The sequence below is a fragment of the Thermotoga sp. RQ2 genome (genome assembly GCF_000019625.1).
In the GTDB taxonomy this organism is placed as follows: domain Bacteria; phylum Thermotogota; class Thermotogae; order Thermotogales; family Thermotogaceae; genus Thermotoga; species Thermotoga maritima.
Window position 1 is genome coordinate 285,771 of the sequence record NC_010483.1, and the last position, 22,026, is coordinate 307,796.

General features: G+C 38.9%; 20 protein-coding genes. 17 read left to right on the plus strand and 3 right to left on the minus strand.

Annotated elements, in window-relative coordinates; all coding sequences use genetic code 11:
• The first annotated feature begins 8 nt into the window (after nt 1-8).
• The 17 genes from TRQ2_RS01540 to TRQ2_RS01620 all read left to right on the plus strand — a co-directional run bounded on the left by TRQ2_RS01540 (nt 9) and on the right by TRQ2_RS01620 (nt 18,838).
• A complete protein-coding gene (locus TRQ2_RS01540; protein ID WP_012310452.1) occupies nt 9-908 on the plus strand; it encodes a glycosyltransferase in 900 nt (299 codons plus the stop codon).
• 8 nt (nt 909-916) lie between these two features.
• Complete coding sequence (gene rfbA, locus TRQ2_RS01545) at nt 917-1,813, plus strand: glucose-1-phosphate thymidylyltransferase RfbA (protein ID WP_012310453.1); 897 nt, start codon at nt 917-919, stop codon at nt 1,811-1,813.
• Nucleotides 1,810-2,376, plus strand: a complete 567-nt coding sequence (gene rfbC / locus TRQ2_RS01550) for a dTDP-4-dehydrorhamnose 3,5-epimerase (RefSeq protein WP_012310454.1) — start codon at nt 1,810-1,812, stop codon at nt 2,374-2,376. Before rfbA ends, rfbC begins: the two co-directional genes overlap by 4 nt.
• Complete coding sequence (rfbB, locus tag TRQ2_RS01555) at nt 2,373-3,401, plus strand: dTDP-glucose 4,6-dehydratase (protein WP_012310455.1); 1,029 nt, start codon at nt 2,373-2,375, stop codon at nt 3,399-3,401. The genes rfbC and rfbB overlap by 4 nt, the downstream gene beginning before the upstream one ends.
• Nucleotides 3,398-4,249: a dTDP-4-dehydrorhamnose reductase gene (gene rfbD / locus TRQ2_RS01560; protein WP_012310456.1), complete on the plus strand. Its 852-nt coding sequence runs from the start codon at nt 3,398-3,400 to the stop codon at nt 4,247-4,249. The genes rfbB and rfbD overlap by 4 nt, the downstream gene beginning before the upstream one ends.
• 2 nt (nt 4,250-4,251) lie before the next feature.
• A complete protein-coding gene (locus TRQ2_RS01565; protein ID WP_012310457.1) occupies nt 4,252-5,619 on the plus strand; it encodes a polysaccharide biosynthesis protein in 1,368 nt (455 codons plus the stop codon).
• A gap of 99 nt (nt 5,620-5,718) precedes the next feature.
• Complete coding sequence (locus tag TRQ2_RS01570) at nt 5,719-6,249, plus strand: polysaccharide biosynthesis C-terminal domain-containing protein (RefSeq protein ID WP_238514470.1); 531 nt, start codon at nt 5,719-5,721, stop codon at nt 6,247-6,249.
• A 124-nt stretch (nt 6,250-6,373) separates the two neighbouring features.
• Nucleotides 6,374-7,564 (plus strand): glycosyltransferase family 4 protein, encoded by a 1,191-nt coding sequence (locus TRQ2_RS01575; protein ID WP_012310458.1) that lies wholly within the window; start codon nt 6,374-6,376, stop codon nt 7,562-7,564.
• Nucleotides 7,561-8,826, plus strand: a complete 1,266-nt coding sequence (locus TRQ2_RS01580; RefSeq protein WP_012310459.1) for an oligosaccharide flippase family protein — start codon at nt 7,561-7,563, stop codon at nt 8,824-8,826. The genes TRQ2_RS01575 and TRQ2_RS01580 overlap by 4 nt, the downstream gene beginning before the upstream one ends.
• Nucleotides 8,827-8,845: 19 nt before the next feature.
• Nucleotides 8,846-10,585, plus strand: a complete 1,740-nt coding sequence (locus TRQ2_RS01585) for an asparagine synthase-related protein (protein WP_012310460.1) — start codon at nt 8,846-8,848, stop codon at nt 10,583-10,585.
• 468 nt (nt 10,586-11,053) lie between these two features.
• Nucleotides 11,054-11,281, plus strand: a complete 228-nt coding sequence (locus TRQ2_RS01590) for a hypothetical protein (RefSeq protein WP_012310461.1) — start codon at nt 11,054-11,056, stop codon at nt 11,279-11,281.
• A 27-nt stretch (nt 11,282-11,308) separates the two neighbouring features.
• Nucleotides 11,309-12,529 carry a type III-B CRISPR module RAMP protein Cmr1 gene (gene cmr1 / locus TRQ2_RS01595; protein WP_012310462.1) on the plus strand — a complete coding sequence of 407 codons (1,221 nt, stop codon included), beginning with the start codon at nt 11,309-11,311 and terminating at the stop codon, nt 12,527-12,529.
• Nucleotides 12,529-13,626 (plus strand): RAMP superfamily CRISPR-associated protein, encoded by a 1,098-nt coding sequence (locus TRQ2_RS01600; RefSeq protein ID WP_012895962.1) that lies wholly within the window; start codon nt 12,529-12,531, stop codon nt 13,624-13,626. Before cmr1 ends, TRQ2_RS01600 begins: the two co-directional genes overlap by 1 nt.
• Nucleotides 13,613-16,588, plus strand: a complete 2,976-nt coding sequence (locus TRQ2_RS01605; RefSeq protein ID WP_238514459.1) for a CRISPR-associated protein Csx11 — start codon at nt 13,613-13,615, stop codon at nt 16,586-16,588. Before TRQ2_RS01600 ends, TRQ2_RS01605 begins: the two co-directional genes overlap by 14 nt.
• Entirely contained in the window at nt 16,585-17,559 is a 975-nt protein-coding gene (gene cmr4 / locus TRQ2_RS01610) for a type III-B CRISPR module RAMP protein Cmr4 (protein WP_012310465.1), read from the plus strand. The genes TRQ2_RS01605 and cmr4 overlap by 4 nt, the downstream gene beginning before the upstream one ends.
• Nucleotides 17,543-17,935: a hypothetical protein gene (locus TRQ2_RS01615; protein ID WP_012310466.1), complete on the plus strand. Its 393-nt coding sequence runs from the start codon at nt 17,543-17,545 to the stop codon at nt 17,933-17,935. Before cmr4 ends, TRQ2_RS01615 begins: the two co-directional genes overlap by 17 nt.
• Before the next feature lie 6 nt (nt 17,936-17,941).
• On the plus strand, nt 17,942-18,838 hold the full coding sequence (locus TRQ2_RS01620) for an RAMP superfamily CRISPR-associated protein (RefSeq protein ID WP_012310467.1): 897 nt from the start codon (nt 17,942-17,944) through the stop codon (nt 18,836-18,838).
• Between the two features lie 308 nt (nt 18,839-19,146).
• Here TRQ2_RS01620 and TRQ2_RS01625 read toward each other — a convergent pair whose 3' ends face one another.
• The 3 genes from TRQ2_RS01625 to TRQ2_RS01635 form a co-directional block, all read right to left on the minus strand.
• Nucleotides 19,147-19,551: a putative toxin-antitoxin system toxin component, PIN family gene (locus TRQ2_RS01625; RefSeq protein ID WP_012003237.1), complete on the minus strand. Its 405-nt coding sequence runs from the start codon at nt 19,549-19,551 to the stop codon at nt 19,147-19,149.
• A gap of 2 nt (nt 19,552-19,553) precedes the next feature.
• Nucleotides 19,554-20,336 carry a nucleotidyltransferase domain-containing protein gene (locus tag TRQ2_RS09945; RefSeq protein ID WP_012003238.1) on the minus strand — a complete coding sequence of 261 codons (783 nt, stop codon included), beginning with the start codon at nt 20,334-20,336 and terminating at the stop codon, nt 19,554-19,556.
• A 187-nt stretch (nt 20,337-20,523) separates the two neighbouring features.
• Nucleotides 20,524-21,921 (minus strand): ATP-binding protein, encoded by a 1,398-nt coding sequence (locus TRQ2_RS01635; protein WP_012310468.1) that lies wholly within the window; start codon nt 21,919-21,921, stop codon nt 20,524-20,526.
• Nucleotides 21,922-22,026 lie beyond the last annotated feature (105 nt).

Sequence of the window (22,026 nt, forward strand, 5' to 3'; positions counted from 1 at the left end):
GAGTTTTTATGAATCCGGAGTTGGTTTTTATAATCCTGAACTACTTGAATTATGAGCTAACGATAAGATCTGTTAGAAGTATCTTGGATAATATTGTATATGATAACTATCTGATTTTGGTTGTTGATAATAATTCCCCCAATGAGTCATACAAGGTTCTATCTGAAGCTTTTTCAGAAGAAAATAGAGTTATTCTCATTAAAAATAACAAGAACAACGGCTACTCAGGAGGCAATAATTTTGGATTAAAATTCATTGAAAAACATTTTCCCGAATGCAAGTATGTAGCCATTTGTAATCCGGATGTTTCTTTCTTCCCCAGCACCAACTTAGAATTGCTTATAAATAAACTCGAGTCCGAACCCGAACTGGCAGCAATTTCTCCTCTGCAGATATTGGATGGACAATTAGATTTTAGGATCGTTGCTTGGAAGTTACCCAAAGGATTGGATGATTTAATTTTAAACTTCTCGATAATTGACAGAATAGTTGGAAAAGTATCTTATAGGAAATTTAAAATCACGGATAAAAAAATAGCATATGTTGATGTTTTACCAGGAAGCTTTTTTATAATCAAGTTTGATGTTTTTAAGGAAATAGGCTTTTTCGATGAGAATACATTTCTATATTGTGAGGAAAGGATCGTAGCAAAAAAATTAAAGGAAAAAGGATTCAAACAAGCTCTTGATTTTGAAACATTTTACCTTCACTTCCATGGGCATAAATCATTTAGACTAGTAGATAGAATTAAGAATTATAATCACTTACTCAGGAGCAGAATTTATTACAATTTGAAATACAATGGGAAAACAGGAAAATTTGTTGCTGGCATGTTATATTTTCTCTACCCTGTAAAGCTACTAGAAATATTATCAGTTCATATTTTGAAATTATTTAAGAAGGAGTGATTTACAATATGCGTAAAGCCATCATCCTAGCCGGTGGGGCAGGTACACGGCTTTATCCAATGACACTTGTAACGAGCAAACAACTCCTTCCAGTTTATGACAAGCCCATGATCTACTATCCCCTCACCACAATAATGCTTGCCGGGATAAGGGATATTCTCGTAATATCAACTCCGAAGGATCTTCCAAAATTCAAAGACCTTCTCGGTGATGGCAGTCAGTTTGGGATACATCTTGAGTACGCAGAACAGCCTCAGCCAAAAGGCATTGCAGAAGCGTTCATAATAGGAGAAAAGTTCATAGGAGACAGCCCGTGTGCTCTCATACTGGGGGACAACATATTCTTCGGACATGATCTAACACGCATTCTGAAAGAAGCGGCTCAAAACACAGATAGAGCCACAATATTTGCCTATTACGTTGATGACCCAGAAAGGTTTGGTGTGGTGGAGTTCGATGAAAACGGAAGGGCTCTATCCATAGAAGAAAAGCCAAAAAACCCAAAATCAAACTACGCAGTTGTTGGACTTTACTTTTATCCATCAGGAGTTTCTGAACTTGCCAAAACTTTGAAACCAAGTGCAAGAGGAGAACTCGAAATAACAGATCTTAACAGGATATACCTTGAGAAAGGATTGCTTGACGTTAAAATCCTTGGAAGGGGCTTTGCATGGTTCGACACGGGAACAGCAGATGCTCTACTCGAGGCAGCCGAATTTGTCAGAATAGTTCAGAAAAGACAAAACATCATCATAGCATCACCGGAAGAAGTGGCTTACAGAAACGGCTGGATTACAAAAGAAGACCTTCTCGAAGCTGCAAAGAAATACAGAAACTCTGTGTATGGAGAGTACCTGAGAAGGGTTGCAGAGGGTAAAATTATATACCGGAGGGAAAACAAATGAAGGTCATCGAAACAGAGCTCCCTGAAGTTCTGATCATAGAACCTAGAGTCTTTGAAGATGAACGTGGCTGGTTCATGGAGAGTTATTCATACAGGGTTTTCAAGGAACTGGGAATAGATGTGGTTTTCGTCCAGGACAACCATTCTTACTCGAAAAAGAAAGGCACTTTGAGGGGTATTCATTTTCAGAACGACCCGATGGCACAGTCGAAACTTGTAAGGTGTACAAGAGGCAGGATACTGGATGTAGCCGTCGATCTCAGAAAGGGCTCTCCCACATACAAAAAATGGATAATGTTGGAGCTCTCCGAGGAGAACAAAAGAATGCTCTTCATTCCCAGGGGGTTTGGGCACGCTTTTTTGACGCTCACTGACGACGTGGAAGTTCAGTACAAAGTCGATCAGTACTACTCAAAAGAACACGACAGAAGCATCAGATGGAACGATCCAGATATAGGAATAGACTGGCCCATAAAAGATCCGATCCTCTCGGAAAAAGACAGAAACGCTCCTTTCCTGAAAGATAGCGATTGCAATTTCATCTACGTGGAGGAGAAAAGATGACGATACTTGTGACAGGTGGTGCTGGTTTCATTGGGAGCAATTTCATTCACTACATGATGGAAAAGTACCCAGATTACAAAATAGTGTGCATTGACAAACTCACCTACGCAGGCAACCTCAGGAATCTGGAGACTGTTCTTGATAAGAAAAACTTCAGATTCATAAAAGGTGACATATGTGATAGAGAACTGGTGTACAGAATCTTCGAAGAGGAAAAACCCGATGTGGTCATAAACTTTGCGGCAGAGTCACATGTAGACAGATCGATCGAAAGTCCTGATATATTTCTGAAGACCAACATTTTGGGAACACAGGTGCTGCTCGATGCCTCACGAAAATACAACGTGAAGAGGTTTCATCAAGTATCAACAGATGAAGTTTATGGTGATCTTCCACTCGACAGGTCAGATTTGAAATTCACCGAAAGCAGTCCATTGAGGCCTTCATCACCGTATTCAGCTTCCAAGGCATCTGCAGATCTTTTAGTTCTTGCATATCACAGAACTTACGGTGTACCCGTTACCATCTCAAGGTGTTCAAACAATTACGGGCCGTATCAGTTCCCAGAAAAACTCATCCCTCTTATGATAATAAACGCACTCAACGACAGGCCTCTTCCTGTCTACGGAGATGGAAGAAACGTCAGAGACTGGATACATGTAAAAGACCACTGCGAAGCGATTGATATCATCATTCACAGAGGAAAAGAAGGAGAGATCTACAACATAGGTGGAGAAAACGAAAGAGCGAATATAGATGTAGTCCGGATGATTTTGAGGGAACTTGGAAAGCCAGAGAGTCTGATCAGGTTCGTGAAGGATCGTCCTGGACACGATAGAAGATACGCCCTTGACATCTCCAGAATGAAAAAAGAATTTGGCTGGTCACCGAAAATATCCTTCGAGGAAGGTTTGAAGAGCACGATAAAATGGTATCTAGAGAATCGTTCCTGGTGGGAGGAAATCATAAACGGTGAATACATGAACTACTACGAACGAATGTACGGGGAGAGATTGAAGGAATGAAGGTTCTTATAACAGGAGCGAATGGACAACTTGGAAGAGCCTTTCAGGAACTGTTCAAAAACGAGAAAGTTGAATTCATAGCAGCACCGAAAGAAGAACTTGACATAACAGATCTCAGAAAGATCAGGGAATTTGTTTCAAAGAACCCGGAAATAACCCACATAATCAACTGTGCTGCTTACAACAAAGTGGACGAAGCTGAAAGAGACTGGAAAACAGCGTACCTTGTCAACGGCATCGGCCCGAAAAATCTTGCGATAGTTTCAAACGAAATAGGTGCGGAACTCGTTCATTATTCAACGGATTATGTCTTTTCAGGAAAGAAAGGATCTCCATACACGATATACGACACTTCCGATCCTATAAACAAATATGGTGAGAGTAAGGTACTTGGAGAAAGATTCGTTATGAGCTTTTCTAACAGATACTACCTCATCAGAACGAGCTGGGTGTTCGGTGATGGTATGAACTTTGTGAGAAAAGTTTTGGAATGGAGCAAGAAAAGCAAAGTGCTGAGAATCGTAGATGATGAAGTGAGTTCCCCAACGTACGCACCAGATCTTGCAAAAGCAACGTGGGAGTTGATAAAACTCAAAGCGTACGGATTGTATCACATAACGAACAGTGGCTATTGCTCTCGATATGAATGGGCTGAGTTCATTCTGAACGAAATAGGGTGGGATGGAGAGCTCAAGAGAGCAAAGCAGGAAGATTTTAATCTTCCCGCGAAAAGGCCTAAGTTTTCGGTGTTGGATGGGTTTGGATTGAGGGAATTTACTGGGATGAAGATGGAATCGTGGAAAAGGAGAACAACAGAATTTATCGAAAAATTAGGAAGTGATTACTGAATATGAATTTGAAAAAGGATTTGGTAAAAGTCTTAGGCGCTAACTTTATCCAATTTTTGATAGGAGTGGTTAATGGCTTTCTAATACCTGCTGTCTTAGAAATTGATCAATATGCTTATCTAAAAACTTTTACTCTTTACACAAGTTACGTTGGTGTATTACATTTTGGGTTTAACGATGGTATTTATTTAAAATATGGAGGGAGAAAAAGACACGAAATAGATCTATCCTCACTGAAGTACGAACGTAATTTTCTTCTTAAGTTTCAACTGGTTGTAACGTTAATATTTATTGTCTTGGGTGTACTAAAAAAAGATTTTATAATCATATCATTTGCTCTGACAATTGTGCCTTCCAATTTACGAACATTCTTTAACTTTCTCTATCAAGCAATGGGAGAATTTTCAGTATACTCAAAAATTGCAGTCATTTATCCAATCAGCTTGCTTACATTTAATTTGATTATAATATTTGTCCTTAATTCGAAAAGTTATATTCCTTTTGTAATATCTTATCTAATAGCACTTTATCTTCCATACCTTGTATATGAAATAGAATACAATCGCTCGTTTAAAATAAACAATGTCGCTGTTGGAAAAGATTTTTCTGAAATAAAGATGTTGTTTAAAATAGGAATATTTATAATGCTCGGAAATCTTTCAACACTTCTCGTTTACTCTTTAGACAGGTGGTTCGTCAAGTTGTGGCTTACAATAGAAGATTTTGCTTTCTATTCCTTTGCAGTATCGTTGATGTCAGTTATAAACTTAGTGATCTCATCTGTTGCAATGACGTTTTATCCATATTTATCGAGAGGATATACAGAATCATTGCTCAACAAACTGAAAAGCTATCTTATCATTGTTGGAAGCATTTCATCAACTTCATATTTTATTATAGGTTTGATCGTGAAGGTTTTTCTCTTTAAATATGTGAAATCACTAGACATAATATCAATACTCTTTGCCAGCTTCCCTGCCACTGCTATTATCAGTGTTTTATATACCAATTTATATAAAGTCAATAAACTGGAAAGAAAGTATTTCAGGACTGTTGTCACAATACTTATTATTTCTTTCACCTTGAATACCATAGCTCTATCTATCGGCCACAATAGTCAATCTATAGCCTTAGCCACAACTATCACCTTTTATATATGGCTGTTCTACTCTCTGAAAGATTTTAGAGATCTTCGATTTCATCAGAAAGAATTTCTATTCTTAGTTGTTTATTTATCTCTGTTCTTTATATGTACTCTTGTCCTGGGATTCATGGAAGGTTTCGTCACTCTTGGAGCGGGTATTTTTCTACTGACAATTACAATTTATAAAAAAGAATTCATCGAATTGATTGGTGAGATATTTAAGTAGAGAACTAGTTTGTAATTTACATATTTATCCCAACTAAGACGTATAGGGATAGGATTTACCTAATACTCTATTCTTGCAATGGTACTCATTTTGGTTACGATGAAGGATTTCGTGCCATTGTTCTTTGGAAGTAAGTTTCTTAAGGTAAAAGATCTTGTGATTTATATAACACCCATAATTCTTTTCATATCTTGGAGCAATCTGTTTGGTATCCAGATCATGGTGCCGATGAAGAAAGAAAATTACCTGACAGCCTCCGTGATAGCTGGAGCATTGGTCAATTTCACAATGAACCTGCTGTTGATTCCAAACTATCAAGCTTTGGGAGCAGTTATCGGAACAGTTGTAGCAGAGTTTACAGTTACACTGGTTCAGATGATCCTGGTACGAAAGCTGATTTCTCTGAAACCTTTATTCTCTCAGATCTGGAAACACATTGTAGCAGGACTAATAACTCTTCTTGTATTGCTCCTTTTGTCTCAGATCAATCTAAATCCGATCTGGAGGATTGTCTTGGAACTCGCTACAGGTTTGACTGTTTATGTTTCAGTGGAGATGATATTGAAATCTTCCATAAATACTCTTGTTTTCAGAAAAATCCTTTCGTTCCTAAGAATATATCCCTCCTAAAAATGATCCCAATAGTCTTTTTATAAAGAAAGAATCGTTTTTTTCTAATTACTGCTTTTGAGATATCATAAGAGAGGATTTCACATTCTACAAAATCGAAGAACACTGGGGGTAACTTCAAAATATGAACACTCTCCTCATCACCAATCTTTTTCCAAAGGTTTCAAATCCAAATTCTGGAATCTTCATTGTCCAAAGATTGAAGCATTACAAGACTTATGGTGTGAACTTCGATGCTGTTTCACCAGCCTATGAGAATAGCAAATTGGTGGTTCTATTGAAGAAACTCTTGAAGAAGCAGAATGGAGAATATCCATTGGAAGAATATGAGAGAGTGAAGTTCAAACCTGTTCTGATTCACAGAAACTTGCATACAGTACTGATGAACAAAATCTCTCGAAGCTATTTTGTAAAGATTGCGGAGCGATTTGTCGGAGCGATTGAACAATCGTTCGATTTCAGAGAATACGATCTGATACACGCTCACGGTATGTACAGTGTTCCAGCAGGTTTAATAGCAAAGATCTTAGCAGAAAAGTACAGAAAACCTTTCATTGTCACCCTACACGGAAGTGATGTTAATATTCTCATGCCGCGGAGAAGAGAGATATACGTGTCCATCCTTGAAAGTGCATCGGCAACGATATTTGTTAGTAAGGCGCTTCTTGAAAAAGCAAAATCTTTAGGATTTTCCGGCAAAAACGCTGTTGTGATTCCAAACGGCTACGACGAGACAATATTCAAACCCATGGACAAAAAAGCTGTAAGAAAAGAACTTGGAATACACAGAGAAGGCTACAAGTACGTGGGCTTTGTAGGAAACCTCATACCGATAAAGCGAGCAGATAAACTGGGAGAGATATTCCATCTCATTGCAAAAGAGATACCAGAGATGTTCTTCATCATAGTTGGAGATGGGCCGTTGAGAAAAAAGATCGAAAAAGAAACGAAAGGCTTGAACATCGTCTTCACAGGAAGAATTCCGCAGAAAGATGTGGCAAAGTACATGAATGCGATGGATGTGATGGTACTTCCAAGCAGAGAAGAAGGCTTCGGTGCTGTTGTGATAGAAGCTCAGGCTTGTGGCACATGCGTGATCGGAAGCAGCAACGGAGGGATACCAGAAGCGATAGGATTTCCAAAATGCGTTGTCGAGGAAGGAGACCAGTTTGAAGAAAGATTCGCAAAAAGAGTGGTTGAAGTTCTAAAGGAAGGATACGATATGAACAGAATTCTGGAGAGAGTAAAAGAATTTACTTGGAAAAATATAGTGGGAAAGGAAATAGATGTGTACGGGCGAGTGGTGCAAACATGATGAGTTCCTTGAGAAGTGACATTAAGGTTGCTCTCAAAAATGGCTTTGTTCATATATTTTCTGCAAATGTCATAAATAAAATCATTCAGTTTGGAACTTCTATCGTCGTTGTTAGAATCGTATCCAAAGAAATATATGGACAGTGGTCATACGCTAACAATGTCTTGAACTTTTTTCTTTTACTCAGTGGCTTAGGCGTAGCATCTGGCCTTCTACAGTTTGCAAGTTCTTCGTCTAATACGATTGACAAGTTGTCCTACTTAAAATACAGTCTGAGAGTTGGGCCAAGTTTCAACCTGATTGTTGCTATAGCGCTATTTTGTTTTTCCTGGATTATCAAACTTCCTCTGGCAGGAAGCACTGAGATTTTGAGATGGTTATCATTTGTTCCGTTGTTCACTATCTCTTTCGATATCATCCAAAGCTTTCTGAGAGCGGAGCTGAAAAACAAGAAGTTTTCAATCTTAACGGTAGTGAATACACTCTCTTTGTTTCTCAGCATTCTGGCTCTTGGTTATTGCTACCAGGTAAAAGGGCTCATCCTTAGCAGATATATCGCCTATTCCATCACATTGATGGTTGCTGTCTATATAATGAAACCTTATCTTAGCTTATACAAAACTGTGTCATTACCTCACAGGGGAGATAGAATCCTTTTCTTGAAGTTTTCCGTCACAGCTATGCTTTCGAATGTAATATCCCAAATTCTTTATCTTATAGATGTGCTGTTAATTGGCCTCATTGTGAAATCTGATACTGTTGTGGCAACATATAGAACTTCGACTCTTGTACCTTTTGCCTTGAATTTCATACCACTATCAGTTATCACCTATGTGTACCCTTACTTTGCCCGCAAAAAAGAGGACAAACAATGGGTCAAAAAGTATTATCACCGATTGATAAAGTACCTGTTATTTTTGAACAGTTTCATCTCAATACTTCTGATAATCACTGCTCCACTGGTGATTAGAATACTATTCGGTTCCAGATATCTTGATGCAGTGACAACATTCAGGATACTTGCCTTTGGATATCTAATAGCGGGTACTTTTAGAATACCAGCTGGAAACATTCTGGCGAGTCTGGGGAAAGTAAAAATGAATCTATGGAATGCAATCATCAGTGGTAGCGCTAACATAGTGCTGGATGTACTGTTGATAAAAGCATACGGTGCTGTAGGAGCAGCTGTAGCTACTGTTCTTGTTTTCGTAATCTCATCTTTCGTATCATACTTGTATCTCGAGAAGTACTTCAAAACTTAAATTGGGAGGGTTTTTCACTATGCCGGGTTTCCTTGCGGAGATATCTCTGAAACAAGGTAAGGTTGCAAAGAATTTCAATCTCACATTTGATAGTGGTTTGATGGTTGAATCCTTAGAGGAGAAGCACTATTACATTGAGAGAAGAACTATAAAAAAATTCGAACGGGACAAGGTGTTTGCTGAAGATGAAAACTACATAGTCCTGACAGAAGGTGTGATACTTAATTCCCTGGAATTGATGGAAAAGTACAAGACCAGTGATCTGAAGAACGCTATTATAAAAATGTACGAGCAGAACGGGGAAACTTTCTTCAAAGAGTTCAGAGGGAGTTTTTCCGGATTGCTGTACGACAGGAAAACTGATAAGTGGCTTATCTACACAAATCATTTTGGAGACAAGCAGATTTTCTACTTGTTACTTAAAGATCGACTCATAGTTGCATCGGAAATGACTTGGATCGTCGATTATATGAAAAACAATGGTATACCTTACTCCCTTGATGAAATCGGAGCATACTTTATTCTCACCTACGGATACATGCTGGAAGATTACACGATAATAAGACAGATAAAAAAATTGATGGCAGGTACTTATATAAAGGTTGAAAACGGAGATTTTAATGTTAATCGCTACTTTGTGGTTGATAACAAACCAGACAACACACAAACGGAAGAGGAAATTATTGAGAACATAGATAAGCTGTTTCGCAAGGCTGTTAGGTTAGAGTTCGAGAAAGACAGAGAGTACGGCTTTAAACACATTGCTTCCTTGAGTGGTGGGCTCGATTCAAGAATGACAGTGTGGGTCGCCCACGAGATGGGTTACACAGAACAGCTGAATGTCACATTTTCGCAGACGGATTACATAGATGAAGTTGTAGCCAAAAGCATCGCCCGAGACTTGAAACATGACTGGGTTTTCTTCTCTCTTGATAACGGTCTGTACCTGACTAACATTTATGACATGCTCAAGATCAATTACGGGAATGTCCTTTATTCCGGTGCTGCTCATGTCCATCATGCTGTGAGTAAATTGAATTTCCAGAATTTTGGATTGTATCATACTGGGCAATTGGGGGACGTAATTCTCGGAACTTATTATGGTTCTGAAGATCCTGAAAAGCCCTATACACCGGGTGCGGGAGCATATTCTACGAAACTGATCAGATCAGATGAGGTAAAATTTTTGCGATATGAGTATGAGAATGAAGAGGTCTTCAAGTTTTATAATCGAGGCTTCAATGGTATTCTATCGGGTAATCTACCAGTTCAGAAATACACCGAAGTAGTTTCTCCTTTCCTAGATGTGGATTTCTTCACGTATTGTCTGAAGATACCTTTAAAGTACCGATTCGATCACAGAATATACAAAAAATGGATCCTGAAGAAACATCCCGATGCTGCAAAGTATGTTTGGGAAAAAATGCAAGGAAGAATCACGGATCTCTCCATAAGAATACGTGGACACTCTATTACTCTAAAGGCACTGCCGAGGAAAGTTATTATCAAGTTATTCAAAAAGAGCTCTTTAGCAAGCAGATGGCATATGAATCCAATCGATTACTGGTACAACACAAACGAAAAACTAAAAGATTTTATAAATTCCTTCTACAGTGCAAACATACATTTTGTGCAAAATCCACATGTTCGGGAGATGTGTGAAAAACTTTTCAAAGAAGGTAACTCTCTGGAGAAAATACAAGTTCTCACAGTGCTTGCAGCCTGGAAATTTTATTCTCCCGATTCTGAATTTCATTGACAAGAATGATAGAATTTTTTCCAACGCCAGCTCTGAAATGCTGCAGAACGCTTCAAATAGTACGCAATTATCTGAAAAGGCTATCTTCAAATTTTACCATATTCGTTCGAATTCCTCTATCTCATTCGATAAAAACGTACGAATTTATCGAATCTGTTCGATAAATACCGACGTGTTTAGTTTTCAAGTCATGTCCGCCCGTGAAAGCTGCCGAATCCGTTCAGCGTCTGTCGAGTCTGTCGAGGGTGTCAGGATGAAGACATACTTATGTTTATGAATGCCATTACTTTGGAATTTTGAATCAAATTGTAACACTACACAAATAAAAAATTATAAAAGAGAAGTAGTATAATTCAGGAAAAATAGGCAAGTGAGTTGTGCGGTGAAAAGATGAACGTCAGGGATATCCAGAAAAAGTGGTCTTGTTTTTAGGAAAAAAAGATTGAACAAGTACCGGATGTATTCGGTGTGTACGAATTGGCAGACAGAAATAAGGAAATCGTCTATATAGGACATGGAAGACTCAAAGAACGCTTGAGAAGACATTTCACCGAGAATATCTACAAAGAGGTAACGTATTTCAGATACGAAGAAACATTCTCAAAAGAGAAGGCGAAAAAGAGAGAAAAAGCGTTGTTGAGTAAGTTCGAGAAAGAAAACAAAAGACTACCAAAGTACAACAAGCGATTTGGTTGATTCTCCGTATGTCAAAGCCGTGGGGGGTTGATACTCATTGTTTTTCAAAAAATTCTGGCAAAAACCCCTATCTGGACAGGAAATATCGATTCAAAAAGTGATGCTATTCAGCCAACCGGAATAATGGGTTCCCTCCGATGGTGGACAGAAGCACTTCTTAGAGGAATGGAAGAATTTGCATGTGTTCCTACCAGCAATTCGAGGTGTCCTGATGATGGGAATTATTGCCCTTCCTGTTTGATTTTTGGTGCTACGGGAAGAAGGAGATTGTTCAGACTTGAAATAAATGGAGGAGAGAGAATCTCCTTTCGTAGAATAAACATAAAACCTTCGAATCGATCACGTGGTTGGTTTTTTGGACCTGGTGTTGCAGGAAATTTAGAGTTGAAAATGATTTCTCTCGATGGGAAATTCGATGAAGTTCTCGTATTAACACCATTGATTATCGCTTCAAAGTGGGGAGGAATTGGAGCAAAAACACAACTTGGATATGGAGTTGTTGAAGTAACAAATCCTCCAGATATCAGTTTCGAGAATTTCAAAAAAGTTCTTGAGAATCTTTCACAGAAAGGAAAACGCCAGAGATCAAATGAACCTGATTTTCCAGACCTCAGAGAAATGTTTTTTGCAAAAGTCAGATTTAAAGTGAATAAAAGTAGTTGGTGGAAAGAAATAGATGGAATAACTGAAGAAGAAACCAAACAGGCAATGGAGGTATGTATTCGCAACGATTTTCTACCCATAGCACCTGTGATCAAAAACTGGTTGAGATACGGTAATGGAAGCCGAATTTGGAGGTCCAATCAAAATGTAAAAGGTTTGGAAAACTGGCTGTTTGGAACCAGCAAAAAAGTGTGTCCAAAATGTTACAGCGCAAAAATTGACAAAGAGAGTAATGAAACCTACAAATGTCGGGACTGTGGTCAAAAATTCGGAGCTGGGGAAATCATCAATAGATGTGCTTCAAAGATAAACATCTCCTGTGCTTATAAAATCAGTGATGATCTTTGGGAAATCAGGATCTGGGGATGGATACCGCAGAGTACATTTTATGGATTTCAGAGGGAGTCATTTTTGAAAAATCTCAAAGATGCATTGAGTAGCAGAGAATTTTACACGCTTTTGGGTAATCAAACATCAGATCACAGACTTGATGTATGGCGAGAATATGCCTCAAATAGAGACACTATTAAGGAAGAGCGAAATTTCGATGATTTCATTGAAAGTTTGTTGAGGGAGGATAAATGATGTATCATGATTTCTATGCCTACTATCAGATTGAAAATGAGCAAAGTATCGACCAACTCATAAATGGTTCTGGAAAATACAACGATATTTTAGACACGTATCAGAAGATTTTACTTCTTTCCACCGCTTACTCCAAAGGTAAAGGCGTCATCGACTATGCGAAATCTGGAAATAGACGTAATAGAGCTGGATTAATAGCGATTTTGCATTCTCAAAAGAAATATGATCAGTACATTCATGGCAAACTGAATGAAATAAAATCACTTGGAATAGATTCAAGTATAGACATCACCCTTTTACCAAAAGGAAGCTGGATCCTTGAATTTCAGTTGGAGCTGGAGAAACCTTTTCTGTCGAAAGACGATATACCGTTTTATATCATCGAAAATCCTGTAAAAAAAGATGTAGTTTTTGGAGTACCCTACACACCTGCTACTACCTGGAAAGGGAATCTTAGATGGGCAATGATGAAAGAGTTTTTAGAAAAGAAAAAAGACGATCCAGAAGAATTTGCAGAAACGAGATTTCGTCATACGCTGCTTTTCGGAACGGAAAAGGGATGGGAAGGAACACCGAAAGGATGGTCGGAGTATCTGGACAGAATGTGCCCAGACGCGAAGAGAATTTATAGAAAGAAACTAACAGAGATGTTTGAAAAAAACAACGACAAGCCAGAAGATATACACGTCGAAGGAATGCTTCACTTCTACCCTACCTTCTGGGACAGGATCGACCTGATGGTCATAAACCCACACGACAGAAAGACAAAGACAGGTAAAAATCCTATCTATTTCGAAATCGTTCCCGAGGGAGCAAAAGGGATGTTCAGGTTACTTTATGTCCCCTATTATTGGCTTGGAGACGATGATGAAAAACTGAAAAAGAAGGTCTGGGAAGATCTGAGCCAGGTCATAGCCGGTGTCAAGGCCATGATGCTCAAGTATGGATTTTCTGCAAAGAAGACGATCGGTTTTGGAAAAGCAAGAAATAACTTCAACACTGGCAGGGTGGAGATAAAAGGATTTTTATCTACCCGGGAATTTTCAAATTTTGAAGGATTGGAGAGTATTTGGGGTGTGGAAGATGAGTATTCTTGAAACGTTAAAGGAGAACAGAACTCCGATATTGCTCGCTGAAATAGGAGCGTATTTGCATCTGGTGGGAAGATTTTCCAAGGAGTTTTTGGAGACACATGTGAGAGATTCTGATCTTCAATTTGATTATCAGAAAATCTGTTCAAATTCCGATTTTTTTGAAAACACAAGGTTATACGAAATGCTCACCAATAAAAAATTAAAAGATTTCATAAGCAAGTTGAACACAAGTGCAGCTGTTGAAGAATTAAAAAAGGACATTGATAATTTCTGCAATTTTATTCAGAAACACACCTGGAGAGATGCTCCAAAAGGACTTTGTAAAATATTGGCAGATGCTCATGGAATCGTATCTGGTATAGACAAATCGTTGGCTGGCAGAATAGTGGAAGCAGGAAAACAGAGAAAAAACTATATATTTCGCTCCACAGCTTTTGGTTACGAAAAAGAAATAGAATTATTGAAAGATCGGGGTTTAAAGAAGCAATTCTTTGAAGAACTTTCTCAGATTTTAAACAACATTTTCACGGAACTCGAGACGAAAGAACAGATTTCCTATGAGAGTTATCAAAGATTTCTTTCGATCATCACAAAATATTACTCAAAAACCATTGGAGAAACAAGGAGATCCATCAATGAAATTTCTCTCTACGATTACGCTTACTCAATTGCATCTCTGGTGAAATCTAACCTTGCCAAAATGCTTGTAGATGGTTGGTATGAACCAAGAAGTAAATCTAAATGGACGATATTATCGGTAAATCTGGATATCCCCAGATTGCTTTCCAAAGGTTTGAAAATAGGAGATATTTTAGGATACCGGGAAGAAACCGAACAACTTTTCAATGAAATCAAGAAGTTCGTTGAGTATGACTATCCGTTTGGTAATGAAATTTACAGAGATGAAACAGGTATTTACTTTTCCAGCCCATCTTTCGAGGAAATAAAAAAATTTTTAGAGGAAATCGAGAAGACTTTCTTCAATCACCTCAGTTTCGATGTTAGTCTTCATATTGATACCTCAAGAGAGAGCAGAAGCATGACTGTTATTGCCAGTGAAAGAATGAATGCTCTGAAAAAAATTTCCTTTCCACATATTAGTGGTATGATGAAACATCAGAGAAATGCTGCAATCAATAACAATCAAGAGAATAAGTTTTCTTTCGAAAAATGCCCAGTTTGTGGTGTCAGAATGAAATCGGAGAAAAATGATAGATGTGAAGTGTGTGATAAGCGATACAAGAAGAGAGCAGAGTCTTGGAATAAAGATCCAAAAAAGACCGTATGGTTAGATGAAGTATCAGACAAAAATGGCTGTGTTGCTATGATCGTTGGAAAATTTAATTTAAATAAATGGCTTTCTGGGGAATTGTTGGACACCTTAATTTCGACAACCTTTGAGGAATGGAAAAGCGAAAACGGAAATATTCAGTTGTGTTCGAAGCTCGGAATCCACAAAATAGAGGATTTAGAAAGAAAATTTCAAGATATGTTCAAAAATTCTAAACTAGACCAAACTGGAAAGGAACTTTGCGAATCGCTTGTTGGTATAAAAATTGATGATTTCAGCAAGCTCTGGAATTCTCTCGCTGAAAGGGATGCTACTGGGTATGCTTTAAATCTTGTGAATGAAGAAGAAAAAGCAAGACATCTCATCAAGCTACTCTTTAGAAAACATCCTTCGTTTGCCCGTTTAAGGCGTATTTGGTCGACAACTAAAGAGTTTATTGATCAAACTATTCTCGAAACAATAATAAATTCTTTTATACCTTCAAACCCAAGAACAAAGCGAATCCAGCTTGTAATTTCTCCAAATCCATCCATTCCAAAGAATGCAACATGCGACATAATTGTAGGCGGTGTAAGATTCAGTCCTGTTTGCATTGATAATACAAAGGGTATTTTTATAAGCACAACAAATCTTGAGATTTTAAGTAAATTCGGAAGAACTGTCGAGGAAATAGCAGAAGCACTTTCCGGGCAAAATATAAAACTGAAAACAGAAGAAGAGAAAAATTGGAAAGATTACATGATCATTGAAGCAAAGCCAGCTGATGATGAATTCCAAGATTATATCCCTTATATAGAGATTTACGATTTCCCAGACCAGTTCATGATACTTGTTCCTGCCTATGAAGCTCTCGATATAGCAGAAAAGATCCTCATGGAATACGAAAAACAATTCTCCAAAGTGAGAGACAGATTGCCATTCCACCTTGGAGTCATTGCTTTCCACCGAAGAACACCCCTTTATATCGTGATGGATGCTGCAAGGAGGCTGTTGAAAAGATTCGAAATGTCGAAAACAATAGAAGCTGATGTGATAAAAGTGGAAGATATCGCTGGAGACTCAGAATTGGGAAAATGTAAAAAACTCGTATTGCAGGTTGATAGAAGGGAAATCCCTCTAAACTGGGTTGTCTCTTACTCTACAAAAGATCCAGAAGTGGAAGATCTCTGGTATCCATATTTAAGAATTTGCAGTGCAGAAAAACCAGACAGGACTCTCTGCTTTGATTATACAGGCAGCGGAGATTATGTTGTTCATATAAAGGAGATAAAGGAAAAAGACAGAATAAAGATAGAGCCCTCCTACTTCAAACTCTGCTACATAGAAGAATCTTCAGATAGATTCAATGTAGATGAAAATTTGAAGTTTATAGATGATATACATCATATCAAGAACTTATGGGAAATGGTGAAACGAAATCTGTTATCGAAAAAATGGACTCTTTCGCAGTTGTATTCATTCTGGAAAGAACTTGAGAGAATAAAAGAGTACGACGAAGAAACCTTTGAGTATTTTCTGGAATCAAACCTCATCAACATACTTGGTCTTAATCCTTCTTCAGATGAATTCGAATTTTTAAAAAAAGCAATTGAAGATGGACTTTTTGAATTGTGTCTTCACTGGAATCTTCAGGTTAGAAAGGAGAAAGCGGAAAAGGGGGCTGATTCAATATGAAACCCTATGTGAAACCCTATTATGCTATGACCATAGACCCAATACATGTTGGAACAGGCGGAACTAGACTAGAAAGAGTCGATCTATCCATAGTTCGAGACCCTGCCACAAAGCTTCCAAAAATCCCAGGGTCAAGCATAAGCGGGCCTGCCAGAGCTTATACCGCACTTGAAACTAAAAAATACAGATGGGAGGAAAATGGTCGTGAATATTCCTGTGCGGGGAGAGGGGGAGAAGGAGGCGAAAAGCACTGTGGAATGGTGAATCCCGCTTGTCCTGTCTGTGTCCCTTATGGTTTCTCTAAGGGAACTGGAAATAGTTTGCAAGGACTCGCTCAATTTTTTGATGCACACATCCTCCTTTTTCCTGTTGCGTCGATGATAGGCCCTGTGTGGGTAACTTCCCCTCTAGCGTTGGAAGCATATGAAATTGCTGATTTTTTGGAAGATAGGTTTTATCCTCTTGGAAAGCAAGTAGAAGCAAGAGAGAACCTCAACTTTGGCTGGATCATGCAGGAAAAGGCAAAAGATAACCTTGAGAAAATAGACCAAATAAAGAAAAAAATACCTGAAGAAATACCTGAATTTATAAAACAAAGAGTTGTCCTTGTTTCAGACACTGTTTTCCCCAAAATCGTAAATAGCAACCTCGAAGTGAGAACATCGGTAAGTATAGATCCCGACACTGGGGCTGCAGAAGAGAAGGCACTTTTCACCTATGAAGCGATACCACGTGGAACCATCCTGAAATTCGACGTCGTATACAACTCAGGTGAATTTTTTAAGGTTGGTGACAAGGATCTAAAACTACAGGATGGAAGAAATGTTGATATACAATGGGTGAAAGAGCAAGTAGAAGAGGGATTAAAACTCTTCGAAGTTCTTGGAATAGGTGGTATGAACACACGCGGTATGGGAAGAGTGAGAGTTTTGAATCTTGAAGAGGTGAACAAAGATGCAAGAGAAAATTAGTAAAAATATTGATCAAATCTGTGCAAGGTACAGCATCGATATCGTCAATGAGATGAAGAGCGAATGCGATTCAAAGGAGATTCAAAGCCTTGTAACTAAGGCACTGGGTGTTCTTCAACAACAAGGTCTTTATGCCTTCGGACTGTTCTGTAAAGCAGAAAATAAAGCAGAGGGAATCCTCAAAAAGGCCATAGAAATGCTACGTGAAATAGGTATTATGAAGAATTCAAATGAAGAAGATCTTTCGAGCATAAGTAACCTCTCAGAGAGAATACACGATTTGATGTTCGCAATCGAGATCGTTGAGAAAACCTTGATATACGCAAGATACCACGCTAAGGCTTTGGTGAAAGAATCTAGCAGTCATAGTGAGTGATAGAACATGAAAGAGGAAAAATGGATTCTCTACTCTCTAGTTTTCCAGTTGAAATCACCATTGCATATTGGATACCATAAAATCATGCACCTCACACGGACGAGATTATATGTTCCTGCAAGGACTTTATGGGGCGCTATGACGGTAAAACTTGTGCAGAAAACAGGGAGAAATGATTATAAAAAAGCTGGGCAATTTCTGAGAGAAAAGATGAGATTCGGATATTTCTACTTTTCAAACGGCAAAGAACTTTTCCTTCCTCATTACACCGAAGAGGGTTTGAAACTCGGTCGAATGTGTCTGTACGAATTTGAGAAGAAATATATCCGCTCTATATCAACAACCGCCATAGATGCAAATTCTTTATCTGCGGAAGAAGAAACCCTACATCACCTTGAATACATAAATTATCGAAACACAGAAGATTCTTCACCTCTATTTCTCGAAGGGTTGATGTGGATAAAAATCGATGGTCACCCTAAAGAAGATGACTTTTTATTCACATATGAAGATGTTCAGGTAAAGCTCTCAGAATTATTGCAGTCTCTGCAAATAGGTGGTGAAAGGAAATATGGATTTGGAGAAACAGAACTGGTGAAATTGGAAAGATTGGATGATACAGATCTCAGGTCAAAAGGATTTTGCGGTAGCTGGCTTGAGAGTGATGAGTCAGTAAAAGTGACGATCTTGCAAGGGAATTTCATTTGGGCACATGCGAAATACGAGCCGAATTTGAACATGAAAGGCGAGATAGAGATTTTTATGGGAAGAGAATGGGATGACAAAAAAGGATCCGGAAGGAACATTGTAACTCATGGTCTTTGTTGGATGCCGGGATCCGTTGTGGAAGAACAAGCAACGTTCGAAATAACTCCTTCGGGAATATGGGAAGTATACAAATAGAATCACCATTGATTCATTCGTATTAAGAAAGCTTGTCCGTCATCTGTCGAGTTTGCCTACTGCGTCGAGATGTTGACCTCCTTCCGATCCCCAAAAAGGGATAAGGTTCTTTGTGCGGTATGCTCAACCTACGAGCTTTAACCGCACAGGGCTGGCCAAAGTCCCTATTCCTACCTCTATCGAGCTTGGAGATACCTTTTTCTGATACGATCTACTAAGATTCTAGCAATTCTAAGCCAAATAGCCATTCATCACGATCCCCTAAAGAGAGTATGCTTTCTGGTTTGTGTTCTATGAGAAAGAGCTTCTCAAAGAGCGTGTCTAATGAACTTCTCAATGAACTCAGAGGGAGTGTATATTTCTATTCCCTTCACGTTCTCGAAATGTTTTCTGTTTCCTGTTATGATGGGCGCTTTTGCTGAAAAAGCAACTTCCAGAAAGGGAAGATCGGACTCGTCGAGTGGATCTATTCTAAGAGGTGATGGTACTACAAATACAGACTTTCTTTTTATGAAATCCAAGAGTATTTTCACATACTCCTTAGGAAAAGAAAACTTTGGACTTAGAAGAACTCTTTCATACTCATCGTATATTCTGGAATCAATACAGAGTATGAGCTTTCCATCCAGGACAAGATTGAGAATATGGGCAGGTCTGCCGTGTGGATTTATGATTCCAGATACCAAAACATTTGTGTCAACAACCACTTTCATTTCTATTTCCTTGCCTCTCTTACTATCTCTTCGATTTCATCCTCTGAGAGCTTGTCCAATCCTTTTTCCAGTGAGAACAACCGTAACTTCTCAACTGCCATTTGAACTCTTATTTTTTCTATGAAATCCAGAATTTCCTTTGGATCTCCATCGATTTTCATGACAATAGCCTTTGGCTTCCCATTCACTGTGATGACTGTTTCGTCGTCCTTCCAGAGCACAGCCGGATTGTTCCTGATGTCTCTACTTGAAACAAAGCGCATATCATCACCTCCACTAAAATCATACGATATGTCCCACAACATGTCAAGCAAAACGTCATAATACTTCTGAGACAGCCAGTTCCTCAAGTGCACTGAATCCTTTTGATGTATCATGATAAACCCAACTCGAAATCTTGAAAACCTATGGCTTCCCGCTTCAACCCGTGATGGCTCGTAAAACTCTCTTGGGGTTCCGCCGCCTCTGAACCATTCACCACAAACACGCTGAATCCGTAAATTCATCTCCATTACGTAGAAAACTGCGCCTTCTTTGCGATGTTCGATAAAAACGCACGAATTTATCAAATTCATTCGATAAATACCGACATGTTTGTATTCACTCAGAGAATAGACGTGGAGTTCGAGGCCTTTCAACCTGATGGTCTTTTTCACTATTTTGTAGGCATCTTCTCTGATTGGGTCATCATAAACTACAAGCAGATCGACGTCGCTGAAGGCGGTGAAGTTCCCTTTGCGTATGAGCTGAAGAGCGCCACGAATCTGAGACGATCTTTTCGGCATAGTTCACCAACCTTTCGGCTTCGATTCTGGAAGATTCAGAAGGAAGGCGAGAAGAAAACATGACCAGTTGTAGAAACTGTGTCGTATCGGCTTTCACTGGGCCTTCTTCTGAGATCATTTGAAAGATTCCTTATGGGCTGAGAGCTGAGAACAGAGATTTCTTTGAACATTGTGAAGCCAAAGGTCGCTATTCGTTCCCTTCAAACACCACAAAGAAGAGCCACGCCGGGATCGCCACGATATTTTCGTCTCTGAAGATCGCATCCTGGGTGATGAGAATTCCTCTGCCGAATACCCTTTTCATTCCAAGATAATCAGATTTGTTTATCCTGTTCTGGTACTTCACTCCGACTGGAATCAGGGTTCCTTCATGGTTGTAGATGAAATCGATCTCGTTTCCTCTCTCTGAATACCAGAAGAACGGCCCGTCGTAGAGATTCATGCCGTGGTGGATAACGTCAGAACCTTTCAAAAGATGCCTCAGCGTGAACATCTCTATGAGTTGTGGAAGTTTGATTGTTTTCCCACTGATGTCAGATATTATATCGGCAATCACCTTGTCGATCGGGTAGGTCTTTTTTTGTTTTTTGGGTCTGATGGTCTTTCTGGAAATATCGATGAAGAAGACGTTCATGAGTATAAAACTGTAGCCCAGATATTCGAAGTATTTCTGAATCGTATCAACACTTTCCACGGTACCTGTGAAAACGTCAACCAGGGAGTTCCAGGAAAATCTCTGACCAACGATGTCTGGAAGTTTTCTGAATATCTCCAGCAAGTTTGTTCTTGCCCTTATATACTTTTCTGCGTCTCCGAGAATGAAGTCTTTGTACACGTTCTTTGTCGTATCGGTGATTCTGCCTTTCCTCAGAAAATCATCTATTACCTTTGGAAAACCTCCTGTGTTCAGGTACTTCATGAAGTGCTCTTTTAAAAAAGCGTTTCTAAGGTATAGTCTGTTCAGATCGTCAATGGTACTTTCGAGAATTTCTTCTATCGTTTTTCTTTCAACTTCAATTCCTGAACTTCTCAGAAATTCTCCGAACGTGATGGGAATGTAAACCAGGTCTTTTCCATGACCCTTTCTTCCTGGAAGTCTTTCACTGGACCTTTTCAGGTCGTAAGCGGAAGAGCCTGTGAGAACAACAAGGCAGTCGTCGAGCAAGCCGATATCTACAAGATACTTCAACGATTTCTGCCAGTCCTCAATGGTGGTTATCTCGTCAATGAAGATATACCTGATCTCTCCCTGTTTTCTTTCGAACATCTGAAAGTAAACCCTCACAGTTTCTATCAGATCGAACCTGTCTTTTATTCCATCACACGTGAAGAAGAATATATTGGATGGTTTCACACCATCTTCGATCAACCTTTTGATGTAGAGTTTAAGGAAGGTGGTCTTCCCTATCTGACGAGGCCCTCTGATGGTGTATATACCGGGTTTATCCTCTGGAATTTCCCTGAAGAATTTTTCTGGATAGTATCTGAACGTGCTTTTTTCGAAAGATCTGATGTTCCTGTCGGCGTATATTTCTTCTGGAGAGCGCCACCACGGATTCATGAGATAAAGTTCATCTATCCGCAATCGGATCACCCCTTTATCCAGTCACACTACTTATTATACCAAACCGTCCGAATTTATCGAACACATTCGATAAACTCGTACGAATTTATCGATTACATTCGATAA